This is a genomic window from Microbispora hainanensis, from assembly GCF_006874475.1.
Classification (GTDB): domain Bacteria; phylum Actinomycetota; class Actinomycetes; order Streptosporangiales; family Streptosporangiaceae; genus Microbispora; species Microbispora hainanensis.
Genome location: NZ_VIRM01000074.1, coordinates 1 through 15,247 on the forward strand (window position 1 = coordinate 1; position 15,247 = coordinate 15,247).

The 15,247-nt window shown below is 68.9% G+C and carries 15 protein-coding genes and 3 pseudogenes; 11 read left to right on the plus strand and 7 right to left on the minus strand.

All coding sequences use genetic code 11. From position 1 onward, the window contains the following. Positions 1–98 precede the first annotated feature (98 nt). Together FLX08_RS36810 and FLX08_RS43550 are read left to right on the plus strand one after the other, a co-directional pair. Positions 99–686, plus strand: a complete 588-nt coding sequence (locus FLX08_RS36810) for a transposase family protein (protein ID WP_142624890.1) — start codon at positions 99–101, stop codon at positions 684–686. A gap of 13 nt (positions 687–699) precedes the next feature. After that, positions 700–771 (plus strand): annotated as a pseudogene (locus tag FLX08_RS43550) (hypothetical protein); the annotation flags it as partial. Here FLX08_RS43550 and FLX08_RS36820 read toward each other — a convergent pair. Then, positions 762–1,772, minus strand: a complete 1,011-nt coding sequence (locus FLX08_RS36820) for an Acg family FMN-binding oxidoreductase (RefSeq protein WP_142624892.1) — start codon at positions 1,770–1,772, stop codon at positions 762–764. The pseudogene FLX08_RS43550 and the gene FLX08_RS36820 sit on opposite strands and share 10 nt — an antisense overlap. 112 nt (positions 1,773–1,884) lie before the next feature. After that, the gene (locus FLX08_RS36825; RefSeq protein WP_142624893.1) at positions 1,885–2,202 is read right to left on the minus strand and encodes a hypothetical protein; all 318 of its coding nucleotides are present in this window, start codon (positions 2,200–2,202) and stop codon (positions 1,885–1,887) included. Between the two features lie 279 nt (positions 2,203–2,481). On the opposite strand from FLX08_RS36825, the gene adhE reads away from it, so the two are divergent. Beyond that, positions 2,482–5,169 carry a bifunctional acetaldehyde-CoA/alcohol dehydrogenase gene (gene adhE / locus FLX08_RS36830; protein ID WP_244313153.1) on the plus strand — a complete coding sequence of 896 codons (2,688 nt, stop codon included), beginning with the start codon at positions 2,482–2,484 and terminating at the stop codon, positions 5,167–5,169. A 97-nt stretch (positions 5,170–5,266) separates the two neighbouring features. Continuing rightward, the gene (locus FLX08_RS36835) at positions 5,267–5,902 is read left to right on the plus strand and encodes a hypothetical protein (RefSeq protein WP_142624894.1); all 636 of its coding nucleotides are present in this window, start codon (positions 5,267–5,269) and stop codon (positions 5,900–5,902) included. A gap of 58 nt (positions 5,903–5,960) precedes the next feature. Here FLX08_RS36835 and FLX08_RS36840 read toward each other — a convergent pair. Both FLX08_RS36840 and FLX08_RS36845 read right to left on the minus strand, forming a co-directional pair. Next, positions 5,961–6,209, minus strand: a pseudogene (locus FLX08_RS36840) (IS5-like element ISMt1 family transposase); the annotation flags it as partial. 60 nt (positions 6,210–6,269) lie between these two features. Then, positions 6,270–6,439 (minus strand): annotated as a pseudogene (locus tag FLX08_RS36845) (transposase); the annotation flags it as partial. A 142-nt stretch (positions 6,440–6,581) separates the two neighbouring features. Here FLX08_RS36845 and FLX08_RS36850 point away from each other — a divergent pair. After that, entirely contained in the window at positions 6,582–7,223 is a 642-nt protein-coding gene (locus tag FLX08_RS36850) for a response regulator transcription factor (RefSeq protein WP_142624895.1), read from the plus strand. 8 nt (positions 7,224–7,231) lie between these two features. Here FLX08_RS36850 and FLX08_RS36855 read toward each other — a convergent pair whose 3' ends face one another. Then, positions 7,232–8,947 (minus strand): sensor histidine kinase, encoded by a 1,716-nt coding sequence (locus FLX08_RS36855; RefSeq protein ID WP_142624896.1) that lies wholly within the window; start codon positions 8,945–8,947, stop codon positions 7,232–7,234. Positions 8,948–9,023: 76 nt separating this feature from the next. Next, positions 9,024–9,626, minus strand: a complete 603-nt coding sequence (locus FLX08_RS36860; RefSeq protein ID WP_244313154.1) for a hypothetical protein — start codon at positions 9,624–9,626, stop codon at positions 9,024–9,026. Positions 9,627–9,928: 302 nt separating this feature from the next. On the opposite strand from FLX08_RS36860, the gene FLX08_RS36865 reads away from it, so the two are divergent. Beyond that, positions 9,929–10,570, plus strand: a complete 642-nt coding sequence (locus FLX08_RS36865; protein ID WP_142624897.1) for a carbonic anhydrase — start codon at positions 9,929–9,931, stop codon at positions 10,568–10,570. A gap of 861 nt (positions 10,571–11,431) precedes the next feature. Here FLX08_RS36865 and FLX08_RS36870 read toward each other — a convergent pair. Then, positions 11,432–11,878 carry a hemerythrin domain-containing protein gene (locus FLX08_RS36870; protein ID WP_208761902.1) on the minus strand — a complete coding sequence of 149 codons (447 nt, stop codon included), beginning with the start codon at positions 11,876–11,878 and terminating at the stop codon, positions 11,432–11,434. 182 nt (positions 11,879–12,060) lie between these two features. On the opposite strand from FLX08_RS36870, the gene FLX08_RS36875 reads away from it, so the two are divergent. The 5 genes from FLX08_RS36875 to FLX08_RS36895 all read left to right on the plus strand — a co-directional run bounded on the left by FLX08_RS36875 (position 12,061) and on the right by FLX08_RS36895 (position 15,105). Continuing rightward, complete coding sequence (locus tag FLX08_RS36875; RefSeq protein WP_142624899.1) at positions 12,061–12,306, plus strand: hypothetical protein; 246 nt, start codon at positions 12,061–12,063, stop codon at positions 12,304–12,306. Between the two features lie 230 nt (positions 12,307–12,536). Beyond that, complete coding sequence (locus tag FLX08_RS36880; protein WP_142624900.1) at positions 12,537–13,400, plus strand: universal stress protein; 864 nt, start codon at positions 12,537–12,539, stop codon at positions 13,398–13,400. 140 nt (positions 13,401–13,540) lie between these two features. Then, on the plus strand, positions 13,541–13,990 hold the full coding sequence (locus tag FLX08_RS36885; RefSeq protein WP_208761903.1) for a tyrosine-type recombinase/integrase: 450 nt from the start codon (positions 13,541–13,543) through the stop codon (positions 13,988–13,990). Between the two features lie 76 nt (positions 13,991–14,066). After that, on the plus strand, positions 14,067–14,297 hold the full coding sequence (locus FLX08_RS36890) for a hypothetical protein (RefSeq protein ID WP_142624901.1): 231 nt from the start codon (positions 14,067–14,069) through the stop codon (positions 14,295–14,297). A 151-nt stretch (positions 14,298–14,448) separates the two neighbouring features. Next, complete coding sequence (locus FLX08_RS36895) at positions 14,449–15,105, plus strand: hypothetical protein (RefSeq protein ID WP_142624902.1); 657 nt, start codon at positions 14,449–14,451, stop codon at positions 15,103–15,105. Positions 15,106–15,247 lie beyond the last annotated feature (142 nt).

Below are 15,247 nucleotides of genomic sequence, written 5' to 3' on the forward strand. Positions count from 1 at the left end.
GCAGGCATCCAAGGTGTCAACGGCCATATGGTTCTGGATCTGACCCACTTTCCGTGATCGGCGCACTTCCAAGATCACAATCATGTTGAGTCGGACGCGTGCTGCTGGCGATGCCCGGACACTGCTCTGTGTCGATCATGGAGCTGTCGGCGGTCGTGTTTCCGCATCTTGCCGCCGTTCGTATCGAGCGGGTGCATCGAATGGGCGCGACCGTGCGAGTGAAGACCGCAACGATGGAGCCGAAGGGCGAATGTCCGGCCTGTGGATGCGAGCCGATGCGGGTTCATAGTCGTTATGAGCGGAGCCTGGCGGATCTGCCGGTGGCCGGGCAGGAGGTGCTGCTCCAGATGCGGGTGCGCCGCTTCTTCTGCGACAACACCGCCTGCGCCAAGCGGACCTTCGCCGAGCAGGTTCCCGGCCTCACCAGCAGGCACCGCCGACGCGCATCCGGGCTGCTGTCCATGCTGCGGACGGTGGCGCTGGCCCTGGGCGGTCGTCCCGGTGCCCGTCATACCGCCCGCCTGGCCTGTACGGTCAGCCGCTCGACGCTGCTGCGGCTGTTGCGGAGCATGCCTGTGAACCACTCCGACTTTCGTGGAGGCCCTGAAGCCAGCATCATCTGCTGGCGGAAGGGAGAACGACGACACGATGCCAGCCCCGAGGAAGTACCCCCAAGAGCTTCGTGAGCGCGCGGTCCGGATGGTGTTCGAGGTCTGCCGGCAGACCGACGGCGCCCCCGGCGCGATCGCCAGGGTAGCCGATCAGCTCGGCGTCCACCGCGAGGCACTGCGCGGATGGGTGCGCCAGGCCGAGACGGTTTCCTGCAGCCCGGCCACGGGGCGGCGGGGCGCTCGGGGGACCACGGGACCGTATCCCAGCCGGACAATCATCTGAGGGTGACCGCACCGGTGGCGCGGATCGCTGCGTCGGCGCATGTCGCGCAGGTCGAGCGGCTGGTTGAGAAACGACGCCGAGACTCCGTAGGCGGCCGCGGTCAGCAACACGCGTTGCAACGCTTGACCGGCGCGCAGCCAGAAGGCGGGGCTGTCGCCCGCGGTGGTGAGCACCGCCAGCTGGGGACGGGACTCGAAGTGGACCGGCCCAGGCCCCCTGTGCGTCCCGAAGTCGCGGACCGGTGCCGGATCGTCGGCGCAGCCGGGCCCCTGCACGTAGGAGGGCAGACCATCGTGGCGGCTTCCGCTCATCGTCCACGCCCGCAGCTCGGCCTGGTAGTCGCCGTCCTTGGAGAGCTCTTCGTCGGCGATGGCGACGTACTCCAGCAGGTCCGCAGAGGCGCTGCGGTCGAGCACCACCAGGCCGGCCCCTTCACGGGCGGCGGCCTGGCGCAGGTCGGTGAGCACATGCTCGGGAACCCGTCGCTCGCTGAACGGCTCCCGGTTGGTCCGGCGCAGGCCGATGCATTCGTAGAGTTCGCGAGTCGGCAAAGGGGCCGGCTCGGACGCCGACATGCGTACGGCGGCCAGGAGTCGGGGTTCCTCTGCCTTGTTCGGCAGTAGCCAGATCATCGGCCGATGGCTGGCCGTCCGTACGGCGAGCCGGAGGTTGAACAGGGCGGCACCACAGCTGATGTGCAGCGACCGCCCGCGGGGGTCGCTGATCCGGAGCCGACGATCGGGGTCGGCCAGCAGCTCGGCGAACTCTCCGCGGACTGCCTTGAGGCGCCAGGGCTGGGTGTTGAGCACCGAGGGCGCCTGCCCTACAGCGGTAAGCAGCCGGTGGAAGGCGAGTTCAGTAGCAAGGGGAGAATTCACGGCGCACCTTCTTTATGGACGTCTTTGCTGTCGTCACGCCGAGACACCGCACGAAAGGTGGGCGGCCCGGCGTGTCCACGGGGACACCTGTGCGCCGGGCCGCCGGCCTCGCCTAGTGGGTCCGCTTTCGCAGCCGTCCCAGCTCGACTCGGAGTCTGTCCTGGATCTCGGCGATGGCCCCCTGCATCGTCGCCGCCACGGCGTGGGCGTGCAGCGGATGGCCGTTGACGTCGAGCATGGCCCGCGCCGCGCAGCGGTCTTCGGGCGCGGGCTTGAGCGAGTAGACCAGTCTGACCCGGGCCGCCAGGATTGGCCTGCTGGTAAAGCGCGCCAGCGCTGCGAGGCGCTCACGCGCCTCGGTGACAGCCCCAGCGGGGAGGTTTCCGCCGGTTTCCACCAGAACCGCGTCAACATCGAATGTCGTGTTCACGTTGCAAGTCTTTTCGACCGTGCCGGTCCATGACAGGGCCGGTGGGTCCGGCAGAGGAGGACTTCCGTCGCTGGGCCGAGGGACTGATCGCCCTTGTCCGGCTTCCTGCCGGCAGTCGCAAGCCGATGCACCCGCATCACGGGCGGGGAAGCCGTTTCTCGCGGACGAGGGGCCGAACTGACGCACCCGGCCGGCGGCCGCAGGATCCGATGACCTTGGTCCTGGGGGACGGGGTCCTTGCGCAGCGGTGCGGGCGCGCCCGGCCTCAGAAGGATGAAGGTGACAAGCCCGCCGACCGAGCCCCACGAGGTGATCGAGATGACCGACTCCCCGACCGGAGCCGTCCTGCCCGCCCCCCTGGCCGACGGCGTGCACGCCGCGATCGACACGCTGGTGACCGGCGCGCTGAAGGCGCTCACCGAGTACGAGTCCTTCACCCAGGAGCAGGTCGACCACATCGTCAAGAAGGCGTCCGTCGCCGCGCTGGACCGGCACGCGACGCTCGCCCGTCTGGCGGTCGAGGAGACCGGCCGCGGCCTGTTCGAGGACAAGGCGGTCAAGAACATCTTCGCCTGCGAGCACGTGACCCACAGCATGGCCGAGCTCAAGACGGTCGGCGTCGTCTCCCGCGACGAGATCAACGGCATCGTCGAGATCGCCGACCCCGTGGGGGTGGTCTGCGGCGTCACGCCGGTCACCAACCCCACGTCCACCACGATTTTCAAGGCGCTGCTGGCGCTGAAGACCCGCAACCCCATCGTGTTCGCGTTCCACCCTGCGGCCCAGCGCTGCAGCGCCGAGGCGGCCAGGATCGTCCGTGACGCCGCCGTGGCGGCCGGCGCTCCGGAGCAGTGCGTTCAGTGGATCGAGGAGCCCTCCCTGGAGGCGACCGGCGCGCTGATGCGCCACGAAGGCGTGTCGGTCATCCTCGCCACCGGCGGGAACGCCATGGTCAGGGCGGCGTACTCGGCGGGCAAGCCGGCCCTGGGCGTCGGGGCGGGCAACGTCCCCGCCTATATCGAGCGGACGGCCAAGCTGCGGCGGGCGGTGCATGACGTCGTGCTGTCCAAGACGTTCGACAACGGCATGATCTGCGCCTCGGAGCAGGCCGTCATCCTCGACGAGGAGATCTACGACGCCGCGCTGACCGAGTTCGCCCGGCTGCACGCCTACGTCGCGACGCCGGAGGACAAGGCGAAGCTGGAGGAGTTCGTGTTCGGGGTGGCGGCCCGCGGCGTCTCCTGCTCCGAGGCGGGGCTCAACCCCGACGTCGTCGGGCGGTCCCCGCACTGGATCGCCGAGCACGCCGGGTTCGCCGTGCCGCCGGACACCTCTCTGATCCTCGTGCCCGTGGACGAGGTCGGTCCGAACGAGCCGCTGACCAGGGAAAAGCTGTGCCCGGTGCTCGCCGTGCTGCGGGCCCGCACCCGGGAGGAGGGCCTGACCCTCGCCGAGCGCATGGTCGAGTTCGACGGCCTCGGGCACAGCGCCGTCATCCACACCGAGGACGCCGGCCTCGCCGAAAGGTACGGCACCAGGGTCAAGGCCGTGCGGGTGATCTGGAACGCCCCCGCCTCCCAGGGCGGCATCGGCGACATGTACAACGCGTTCCTGCCCTCGCTGACCCTGGGATGCGGCAGCTACGGGCACAACTCGGTGTCGAACAACGTCTCGGCGGTCAACCTGATCAACATCAAGCGGATCGGGCGGCGCAACAACAACCTGCAGTGGTTCAAAGTCCCGGCGAAGATCTACTTCGAGCCCAACGCGATCCGCTACCTCGTGGACATGCCGGACGTGCACCGCGTCACGATCGTCGCCGACGCCGTGATGACCCGGCTGGGGTACGTCGACCGCGTCACCGACGTGCTCCGGCGGCGCGGCGAGCGGGTGGCCCTGCAGATCATCGATGACGTCGAGCCCGAGCCGAGCGTGGCGACCGTAGACAAGGGCGCCGACCTCATGCGCGGCTTCCGGCCCGACACCATCGTCGCCCTCGGCGGCGGCTCGGTGATGGACGCGGCCAAGGTCATGTGGCTGCGCTACGAACACCCCGAGGTCGTCTTCGCGGACATGAAGGAGAAGTTCTTCGACATCCGCAAGCGCGCCTTCCGCTTCCCCACGCTGGGCGAGCGCGCCCGGCTCGTGTGCGTGCCGACCACCTCGGGCACAGGTGCGGAGGTCACGCCGTTCGCCGTCATCACCGACACCGCGACGGGCAAGAAGTATCCGCTGGCCGACTACGCGCTCACTCCGAGCGTCGCGATCGTGGACCCGGTCCTCGCCGCCGACCTGCCCAGGGTGGTCACCGCCGACAGCGGCTTCGACGCCCTCACCCACGCCGTCGAGTCGTACGTCTCGGTGTACGCCAACGACTTCACCGACGGCCCGGCCCTGCACGCCATCAGGATCATCTTCCGGTATCTGGAGCGCGCGGTCACCCGCGGCGGCGCCGACCCGGAGGCCAGGGAGAAGATGCACAACGCCGGCACGATCGCCGGCATGGCCTTCGGCAACGCCTTCCTCGGGATCGTGCACGCCATGTCCCACACGCTCGGCGCCACCTTCCACGTGGCCCACGGTCGTACGAACGCCATCCTGCTGCCGCACGTCATCCGCTACAACGGCACCGTCCCGTCGAAGCTGTCCGGATGGCCCAAGTATGAGGACTACCACGCCCCCGAGCGGTTCCAGGAGATCGCCCAGACGCTGGGCCTGCCCGCGGCCACGCCGGCCGAGGGAGTCGAGTCGCTGGCCGCGGCAATCGAGCGCCTGCGCGACGCGGTCGGGATCGAGCGGTCCTTCCAGGACGCCGGCGTCGACGAGAAGGCGTTCCTCGACGCGCTCCCGCAGCAGGCGCTCAACGCCTACGAGGACCAGTGCGCGCCGGCCAACCCCCGCATGCCGATGCTCGAGGACATGCAGGCGCTGATGCGCGCCGCCTACTACGGGCGTTCCTCAAAGTAGCGGGGCAGAGGGCGCAGGGCACGGTGAACGGATGACAGGAACGATAGGCGGCCCGATGGTACGAGACACGACGTCACACCAAGCGATTGACTTACGGGTGCACCGCTGGCTGATGATCGTTGGGGCGCTCCTCACCGGCGTCGCCCTTCTGCTGTTGTCGCTGCTACCTAGCGCGCCTTCCGAGGCGGTCGCAACGACGGCGTGGGTCGAACGCGGTCACTCGCTACTGTCATGGAGCGACGAACTGCTGTTCCTCGCGGTCATCTGCTGGGGAGCCGGTGCCCGCGGCATCTTCGGCCCGCGCAAGGTCGAACCGTCGGCGCGTATCAACGTGGGAGTGACCGCTCTCGTGGCCGCCCTCGTCGCCCTCGTCGTCCTACTGCTCGCGGTGGGGCGTCTGGTCTATTCGGTTTTTGAGATTCAACTGTCGGCCGAGGTTCTAGCACTGGTCGTTAGTTGGACGTTCGGTGCCCTGCATCTGGCGTTCCTCGGTTTCGCCGTTGCTGCGGTCGCGCTCAGCTGGTCGACACGCGCCGGACTAATCGGGCGGGCTGTCGGCATCTTTGCCGCAGCCGCATTCATCGTCGGCTCTTTCCCCTGGCTGACACCGAACTGGTGGAACTCAGCGGCCGCGATATTGGTCGCCGCGTGGGGCGTTCTCTTGGCTCTTTCTACCGTAACTCGCACCGAGAATTTCGGCGACGCGGCGGAGAGGATGAGTACCATTGCCTAGGGCCTGTACGGAGTGCGGATCGTCGAGCCAGGAGTATTGGAATCCACAAGATGGCACCTCATACGCAGAGGCCGGCGAGATAGCTCTCGAGGGTGTTATCGAAGCGGACGGCCAAACCACGCCACTCCTTGATTCGATTGATGCAGCGCTCGGCTATGTTACTTCCCTTGTACAGTTGTGAATCGTGGCTGACCGGGCGGCCGCCACGGGGCCCGCGTTTCTTGCGATTGGCCGCCTGCTCGGCCTTTTCCGCAATCACCGCGCGGATACGGCGTCGGCGCAGGTAGGCCCGGTTGGCGCGGTCAGCCCGCCTCGCGAGCGGCCCAGCCCGGTCGTCTTCACATCAACCCAGGCCGTCGAGACGGTGCGCTGCCAGCACCAGGCCCAGCGTGTCCGTGGCGATGTGCCGTTTGCGGCCCTTGATCTTCTTGCTGGCCTCAAGCCCTAGCTGGACTCGCCGACGTTACCGGAGGTCTTCACGCTCTGCGCGTCGATAATCACCGCACTGGGGACCGGCTTGCGCCCCTTGCTCAACCGGACCTGCTTCCGCAGCACACAAAACAGGATCAGATGCCCTCTGAGAGCCAGTGGGTTCGGCGGCCACGGTGAGGTCTCGCCGGGCCCTGTACTGTGGCCCGCCCTGATGCGTGCGCGGACCACAGGGGCTTACCGTATGGGCATGATTCGCGTGTTCCTGGTGGACGACCACGAGGTCGTACGGCGTGGAGTGGCGGCGTTGCTGGACGCCGAGGACGACATCGAGGTCGTCGGCGAGGCGGGGACGGCCGAGTCGGCCGTGGCCCGCATCCCCGCGCTGAAGCCCGACGTGGCGGTGCTCGACGTGCGCCTGCCCGGCGGCAGCGGGGTGGACGTCTGCCGTGAGGTGCGCTCGAAGCTGCCCGGCCTGGCGTGCCTGATGCTGACCTCCTACGCCGACGACGAGGCGCTGTTCAACTCGGTCATGGCCGGGGCTGCCGGTTACGTGCTCAAGCAGATCCACGGCTCGGACCTGGTCGGCGCGGTGCGCACGGTGGCCGGCGGGCAGTCGCTGCTCGACCCGCAGACCACCGCGGCCATGCTGCACCGGCTGCGCGACCAGGCCACGAAGAAGGACCCGCTGGCCGCGCTGTCGGACCAGGAGCGGCAGATCCTCGAGCTGATCGGCGAGGGCCTGACCAACCGCCAGATCGGCGAGCGGATGTTCCTGGCCGAGAAGACGGTCAAGAACTACGTGTCCAACCTGCTGAGCAAGCTCGACATGCAGCGCCGCACCCAGGCCGCCGCGCTCGCTGCCCGCCTCAAAGCCGAACGCCAGGAGTGACGAGGAGATCAGCCCAGCGGGACGGTCCACTCTAGGCGAGTGCCGCCAGCATCGAGGGTGGTGAGGGTGAAGGCGCCGCCGAGTCGATCGGCGCGGTCGGCGAGGTTGCGCAGGCCGCTGCGGCGGCCCTCGGCCGGGATGCCGACGCCGTTGTCCTCCACCACGAGGGTCAGCCGCCCGTCCCCGGCCTGGACGGCGACGTCGGCGCGGGTCGCCTTGGCATGGCGGACGAGGTTCGACAGGGCCTCGCGCAGGACGGCGAGCAGGTGTTCCGCGATCTCGGCGGGTACGTCGTTGTCGAGCGGGCCCTCCAGGCTCAGGCCAGGCATGAAGCCCAGGTGCCCCCGGGCGCCTTCCACCAGGTCGACGACCTGGGCGCGCAGGCTGGGCGAGGCGTCCTCGCGCGGGGTCTGCAGGGCGAAGATGGTCGAGCGGATCTGCCGGATGGTGGTGTCCAGCTCGTCGATGGCGGTCTGCAGCCGGGAGGACGCCTCCGGCCGCTCGACCAGGCGTACCGCGCTCATCAGCGTCATGGCCACCGCGAACAGGCGCTGGATGACCACGTCGTGCAGGTCCTTGGCGATGCGGTCGCGGTCTTCCAGCAGGCCGAGCCGTTCGGCGTCGCGGCGAATCTCGGCCAGCTCCAGCGCGACGGCCGCCTGACCGGCGAAGGCGTGCAGCGTCCGCAGCTCCGACTGGCTGAACGGCATCCGTCCCGAGCGTTTGACCAGGGCCAGCACCCCGCGTACGGCCTCGGCCGCGCCCAGCGGCACGGCCGCCGCCGGTCCTACCGGAGGGTCGTCGGCCCAGATGAGATGCACCTGGCTGTGGTCGAGATCGTCCAACGCCAGCGGCTCACCGCTGTGGAACGCCCGGCCGGCGAGCGAGTCTTCGACCGCGACCTCGGCGCCGACGAGCCGGACACCCGGCCCGTCCTCGGTCGGCGCGCCATCCTGCAGCGCGACGCGCAGGACCTCGCGGCCACGGTCGGGCAGCAGGATCGCTACGGCGTCGGCGTCGGCCATCTCGCGCGCGCGCCGGGCGATCAGCGTGAGGACCTCCTGCGGTTCACCGCCCGACAACAGCCGGGTGGTGATGTCCGAGGACGCCTGCAGCCAGGTCTCGCGGCGGCGGCTCTCCTCGTACAGGCGGGCGTTCTCGACGGCCACGCCGGCGGCGGTGGCCAGGGCGACGACGATGGCCTCGTCGTCCTCGTCGAACTGCCCGCCGCCGCGCTTCTCGGTCAGGTAGAGGTTGCCGAACACCTCGTCGCGGACGCGGACCGGCACGCCGAGGAAGCTGCCCATGGGCGGGTGGCCGGGCGGGAAGCCGTAGGACTCGGGATGCTGGGAGATGTCCGACAGCCGCAGCGTCTGCGGTTCCTTGATCAGCAGGCCGAGCAGGCCCAGCCCGTGCGGCCAATGCTCGATCCGGGCGATCTCCTCCTCGCTCAGACCCACCGGAACGAACTGGATGAGCGTGTTCTCCTCTCCGATCACGCCCATCGCGCCGTACGTCGCGTCAACCAGCGTCGTGGCGGTGGCCACGATGCGCCGCAGCACCACCTCCAGGTCGAGGTCGCTGCCGATCGAGACGACCGCCTCCAGCAACGCGTGCACCCGATCCCGGGTGGCCAGCACCGCTTCCAGACGCGACTGCAACTCCGCCAGCAGATCGTCCAGCCGCATGCTGGGAATCAGCGAAATGGGCTCCTTCTCCATCATGGTGCGAAGTTTCGCACCACAGACATGCCAGCGCCCACCCCCAGGGGGCTGGGGGTGGGCATCGGAGCGGATGGGTCTACTTGAGGATCGGGAAGCGACGGACCAGGGGGGTGGCGGCCCACGCCTTACCGAGTCCGAGGGTGTTGCCGGCGCCGGCCAGGGCCAGGCCCGCCAGGACGATGGCGTAGACGATGTGCTCGTCCATGAAGGGGTTGGTGGTCAGCGGCAGTTCGGCGGCCCACATCATCAGCAGGAGCAGTCCGCCGGTGGTGGCGGCGATGCGCATGCCCACACCGAGAATGAGGGCGGCGCCGATGCCGGCGAGACCGGTCATGAACAGCCAGTCGACCCAGGCCTGGCCCGCGAGGGTGTTGAACAGGCCGCCGAAGGTGTGGTCGGCGGTGCCCTTCAGGAAGCCGGTGGTCGGGCTGCCGCCGTTGATCCACGCCTTGGCGGCGGGAGTGGCGAAGCCCCAGCCGAACAGCTTGTCCAGGAAGGCCCACAGGAACACCCAGCCGATCGCGATCCGGGCGGCGGCCCACACGTACCGAACCGGTCCGGCGGTGGCGGCGGGAATCGCCTCGCCGTGCGTGCGGGGGGCGGGGACGGTGACCGCGGCGGTGGCAGCGGCGTCGTAGAGGCGGTGGTTCCTCTGCTTGCGCCCTTCGGTGATGGCCATGACCGGCCCCTTTCAACATCTTTGCGTCTTCTTCTCTTTGGCACCTCAAGGAAACCGCGATCAGCGGCCGGGCCGCAGGAGCCATACGGCACGCCGCGGGCGTCCAGAAGGCCCGCGATCGTGGGACTTTTGGTCCAAGCTCGTCTCCATAGCGTCTACAACCGGCAGGGACAGTGCCGATGTGTGCCGAGGGCTGGCCGTACCGGGCCGGTCGCCCGGTCCCTGAGGGTGACGACGAGATCCTCGACGGCGCGGGGAAGGCCAGGCGGCGCGACGACCGGGGGTTGACCTATCCTGCGGCCATGGCCGAGATCAAGACTCCGACTCCCGAAGAAGCCTTCGAGCTGTTGCTCGCTGGTAACCAGCGCTTCGTTGCGGGCGCCCCGGAGCACCCGAACCAGGACGCGACACGCCGTGCCGCGATCGCACCGAGCCAGCGCCCGTTCGCCGTCCTGTTCGGGTGCTCCGACTCCCGGTTGGCCGCCGAGATCATCTTCGACCGTGGTTTGGGTGATCTGTTCGTGGTGCGCACCGCGGGCCACGTGACGGGCACGGAGGTGCTGGGCAGCATCGAGTACGGGGTGGACGTGCTGGACTGCCCGCTGGTGGTGGTCCTCGGCCATGACTCGTGCGGCGCGGTCGCCGCCGCGTGCGCCGCACTGGAGGACGGGATGGTGCCGTCCGGGTACGTCCGGGACGTCGTCGAGCGTGTGACCCCCAGTGTGCTCGCGGCGCGGGCCGCAGGCCGCGTGGAGGCCGACGAGATCCTGGCCGAGCACGTGAAGACCACGGTCGACCTGCTATTGGACCGCTCTCGGGTGCTCGCCGAACGGGTCGACGCCAGCCTGGCCGCCGTCGTGGGCCTGTGCTACCGCCTGGCCGACGGCAGCGCCCAGGTGGTGGCAGCCCGCGGCCTCGAAATCACCGCCGACTCCACATCGTGACCGGAGCCACCGTTCCTCGCACAGCACCGTCACACGGCGCACGGCCCACGCCCGGTCGCGCTTCCTCTTCCGCGCCTCCCGAAGTCCTGCCCTTGTCACGGTCTGCGGGGGTGTCACTGGCGGAAAACCGTGATCAGCGACGAGGGGCGTTGCCGGTCACCCGGAAGGCCGGGGCTCGGCGGCGCGGCGGAGCCGGTTGGCGATCGCGAGTCGGCAAGGGCGCGACGATGAGGTCGCAGGACTGCTTATCTCAGCCGGCATGACCGGATATGGTCTGGGCTCGCTACCTGGTGCCCTACTGGCGCCGACGCTCGTCCCGCGGATGCCGGCGCTCGTGACCATGGCTACCGGTTGGGCCGTCCTCGCCGTGACATTCATCGCCCTGCCCGTAGCGGCGTCGTCTCTCGTCGTCCTGGGACGCCTGGTCATGATCGGGAGATTCTCCATGCCGCTCGGCATCGGCGCGCTGAGTCGGCTCATCAGTACCCGCACCAATGGGGCGGAGCGGCGAGCGGCCTTCGCGGTGGAGAGCGCCTCGTGCACGACGGGGCGGTCTCGATCGGCCTGCTCGCCGGCGGCGCGGTCAGTGTCGCCGGCGCCGACCCGACTCTCATCGCACTCCTCGCCGGTCTGTGGCCGAGAACGGGACGCCCGGTCCCGGTTCTCCCCCATCGCTACCTGAGACCGCAACCCCCGGTCAGCCGATCGGGGTGAAGCCACGGGAGCTCAGGAAGGGTGTCGCGGGCCGGCGCGACGCTGACACTGCCATCTGGCAAAACCGCGACATCGGCCGCCCATCACCCGGCCCCTGATCGCCTACGACCCCTGACCAGGGGGTCTAGTCCAGAGTCGGGGTTTCGTCTAGCCGACAGCGGCCTGCACCGGCGTGCCGACTCGAGCGCGGACCGCCTCGATGGCTTCCCACTCTGCGGTGTTCAGGCAGGCCAGCGCCGCCGGGAACACCCCGTCCTGTTCTTTGAGGATGTGGGCGCGCAGCAGGTTCAGGATGTCGAGCAGCCTGGGCGGCCAGCCGGGGTCGGCAGGTGTGCCGTGCTCGGCCTCGCCCAGGACGGCCTCGACGCGCCGGTGTTCCGCTTCCAGTCCCGCGATGTGATCGGGGAACTCCACGGCCATCGCAGGGAACAGGCCGTGCTCCTCGACCTCGGTGTGCGGGCCGAGGACCACGGCGATTCGCCTGGCTATGGCGGCCATCGTGTCCACGTCACCCGCCGCATGCGCCGTGCGCGCGTCTCCAATCAGGTCGACCACGACGTCGTGTTCACGTGTCAGTTCGTCGATCGCGATCAAAGCCTGGCAGCCGCAGTACTCACACATCTGTCTTCGATCCTCGGTACGTGCTCGATGTCTCTTTCCGCTGACTCCAACATTGCCCGGCCTTCGGATTGGGTGGACAGGGACCTTGGACCTGTCCGTACGGGCCCCGCGTCACCCCGGATGCCGCGGATCCTGCCTCGGGGCCTGTAGAGGGCGTGTCTTCTCTCTGCGTCGCGTCGCCACCGCCGCGGCAGATCCATCAGCTGACCGCGTTCCTGTCCTGGACGGCCTGGATGGCCTCGGCCGAACGCCCCGGCACGGGCTACTCCTACACCAACAACTGGCCCGGCGAGCCGCTGCTCGGCAACGCGCCCACCGCCGACCCCGTGCTGTGGAGCGTGGTGTCGCTCATCGCCCTGCTGGTCGGCATCGGGGCGCTGTTCGGAGCCTTCCGCCGATGAGGCGGCCATCTGGCCCGGCTGCTGCCCCTGCGAGGGCCGGGGCTCGTGGTCCTGGTTCCGCTGGCCGACCGGATGGTCCGCGTCGACCGCGGATCGCCCTCACCTGGCTGCCCATCGCCCGGTCTGGGCGGTGGACGAGCCGGGCGGAAGGTCCCGCGCGGCGGTGACCAGTGACCCTGCGCGCCTGCTCGGCTCAGCCGGTCGAATGGGAACGGACACGAGGAGGAGTCATGATCAAGCCCGTCATCGTCGCCACTGACGGCTCACCTGCGGCGACCGCCGCAGTGGAGTGGGCCGCCGGCGACGCCGCACGCAAGGGACTGCCGCTGCGCGTCGTACACGCCATCGACCGCCTGCCGTACGAGCTGGCCCGCTACCCCGTCCCCACTGATGACCAGCTCACCTGGGCAGGACGGCGCGTCCTGGAGGAAGCCGAGCAAGCCGTCCGGGAGACCCACCCCGCTCTCCGCGTCACCACCGCCCTGCTGGAGGGCGAGCCGGTCAAGGTACTGCGCCGGGCGGCCGCCGACGGAGCCGAAATCGTCATCGGCAGCAGAGGCCACGGCGGGTTCGCCGGCATGCTGCTCGGCTCGGTCAGCACCCACCTCGCCGGTCAGGTCCCCGTCCCCCTGGTGGTGGTGCGGCCCGAATCGTCGGCCCCTCACGGTCTGATCGTGGTCGGCCTCGACGACTCCGACGACGCGGAGGCGGCGCTGACCTACGCGTTCGAGGAGGCACGGCTGCGTGGCTGCCGCCTGCTCGGCCTGTACGCGTGGCAGCTTCCGGTGCACGCGTACGCACCGGAAATCACGTACGACATCAACGAGGTGCGGCAGGCCCAGGAGCAGCACGTGGCTGCTGTGCTGGCAACCTACCGGGAGCGCTACCCCGACGTGAACGCCGAGATGCGCGCTCTGTGCGGGCACCCTGTCCCCGTGCTCGTCGAGGCCGGCGAGAAGGCCGATCTCCTCGTGGTCGGGTCCCGCGGACACGGTGCCATCGGCTCGGTGGTGCTCGGATCGGTGAGCCAGGCCGCCCTGCACCACGCGCGGTGCCCCGTCGCCGTCGTACGCACTTCCTCCACGGAAGAGTAGGGACGCCTACGAGACCACTGATCCGACCCGACTTTCTCTTAAGGCGGGCGAATCCGCGGCAGCACGGGCAAGATCCCACTGGTTGCCGCCTACGACACCATGGAGAGGACCTGGAACCCGGAGTTGCCGCTGCTGTTCCAGTGGCGCAGCGGCGGCCAGAACCGGGCATCTCCGGGAACACGATCCGCAAGGCCTTCATCGAGATCCTCCAAGCGACTGGCCTGACCGACGCCTTCGGCGAACCGCTGAAGTTCCAACCCCATGACTTCCGAAGGATCTTCACCACCGAAGCCATCCTGAACGGGATACCGCCGCACATCGCCCAGCCCATCTTGGGACATAAGGACTCTAGGAGGCCATCAACGGCCACAGGGCCTTCATCGCCCGCCGCCGAACGCTGCGGCCGGACGAGGAATACCGAAGGCTGGCTGGGCGAGGCTGAAGGGCTGCGCGTCAGCCTGGCGGCCGCCAAGGTCAAACTCGTGCAACTCGACGAACGCACACGCCGGGCCACCACCATCAATCTCGGCCTCCCGGCCTTCCGTCAGGTCGCTGGCCGCGCCGCCACCCTCCCGGAACGCCGCCCGTGATCCCCACTCAGCGTGATCGACTAAATTCGGTCATAGTTTCGGTTCAAGCCCAACACCTAGACTGGGAAGACCGCTGATGACGCCGATCTACAAACCCCTTAACGGGCTGGCGGAGAAAATGGAGCAGATCGCTCGCACCATCCCCGACCCGCCCCTGACCATCCTCACCGAAGCGATCCCCAGCGACGCCGACCCGACCCGGGGCTACCTCGTGGTCCACATCCCGGCCAGCCCCGCCGCGCCGCACGGTCGACGGGAAGTACTACGGCCGGGGCGACAAAACCAAGATCGTCCTGTCCGACGCTGAGGTCCTCCGTCTGCACGAACGCCGCCGCTCAGCCGAACGTGACGCGCTTGACCTGCTCCAACGGGAGATCGAGCGCGACCCCATCCCCCTCGAGCGTCGGCAGCAGGCGCACCTGTTCCTGGTCGCCCAGCCCCTGGCAGGCCGCCGCGACATGCTCTTCGAGCTGGCAAGCGGGCCCAACTGGAACTCCAAGCTTGCCGCCTTCATCGAGCACGCCTACGCGCCCGAGGTGAACGACGCGCTCCAAGACGCTCCCGACCTCAGCCCATCTCTGGATGATGCAGGCAACGGCTTCCGTCGCGGCCGCGGCGCCGCACGGGCCACCCGCAACCTCGGCGAGGGCCGCATCTTCACGCCCATCAGCGAGATTCATCCTGAGGATGCCTTCGAGCTGCAGGTTCACGAAGATGGCGGCCTGCGGTTGTTCACCAGCAGGTTTTCCAGCCTCGATTCCGACGCGGGTGAGCAAGTGATTCTGATCTCGGGAGCCGTCAGCCACACCCGCAGGTTCCTCTCCCTGATCCGCGCTGCTGCCGAGCAGGCAGGTTACTTCGGGAACTGGGCACTGGGCCTCGGCGCCACCGGCCTCAACGGCTTGCGCGCCTACACGTCACGGAACACGAACAATTGGTTGTTCACCCCGCAGACTCGCTACGACGAAGAGGATTACCGGGAGGCCACAACCGTCACCTGGGCCGAGCTCAACGAAGCTCCCCGGGCAGTGACTCGACGTCTGGCCGGCCCGCTGCTTCGAGCCCTCAGCACCGAAGATCGCTTCATGAACGCACTGGTCGATCCACCTAAGTGATTGATCCTTAATTCAGAGAAGTCAGTAGGGGGGCAGACGCCGCGCGGATCACGATTGGAGTGGTCCGCCGGTACCCTGGCCGACCGTCCGTCGGCGAACCTGCCCGTAAGCACGCTGATGGCGTGTTGCCCTTGCTGGCGGC

Bases quoted from the DNA above. Each gene is read 5' to 3' on its own strand.
- FLX08_RS36850 (WP_142624895.1), top strand. From the start codon at position 6,582: ATGATTCGCGTGTTCCTGGTGGACGACCACGAGGTCGTACGGCGTGGA.
- FLX08_RS36855 (WP_142624896.1), bottom strand. From the start codon at position 8,947: ATGATGGAGAAGGAGCCCATTTCGCTGATTCCCAGCATGCGGCTGGAC.
- FLX08_RS36865 (WP_142624897.1), top strand. From the start codon at position 9,929: ATGGCCGAGATCAAGACTCCGACTCCCGAAGAAGCCTTCGAGCTGTTG.
- FLX08_RS36880 (WP_142624900.1), top strand. From the start codon at position 12,537: ATGATCAAGCCCGTCATCGTCGCCACTGACGGCTCACCTGCGGCGACC.
- FLX08_RS36890 (WP_142624901.1), top strand. From the start codon at position 14,067: ATGACGCCGATCTACAAACCCCTTAACGGGCTGGCGGAGAAAATGGAG.
- FLX08_RS36860 (WP_244313154.1), bottom strand. From the start codon at position 9,626: ATGGCCATCACCGAAGGGCGCAAGCAGAGGAACCACCGCCTCTACGAC.
- FLX08_RS36895 (WP_142624902.1), top strand. From the start codon at position 14,449: ATGCTCTTCGAGCTGGCAAGCGGGCCCAACTGGAACTCCAAGCTTGCC.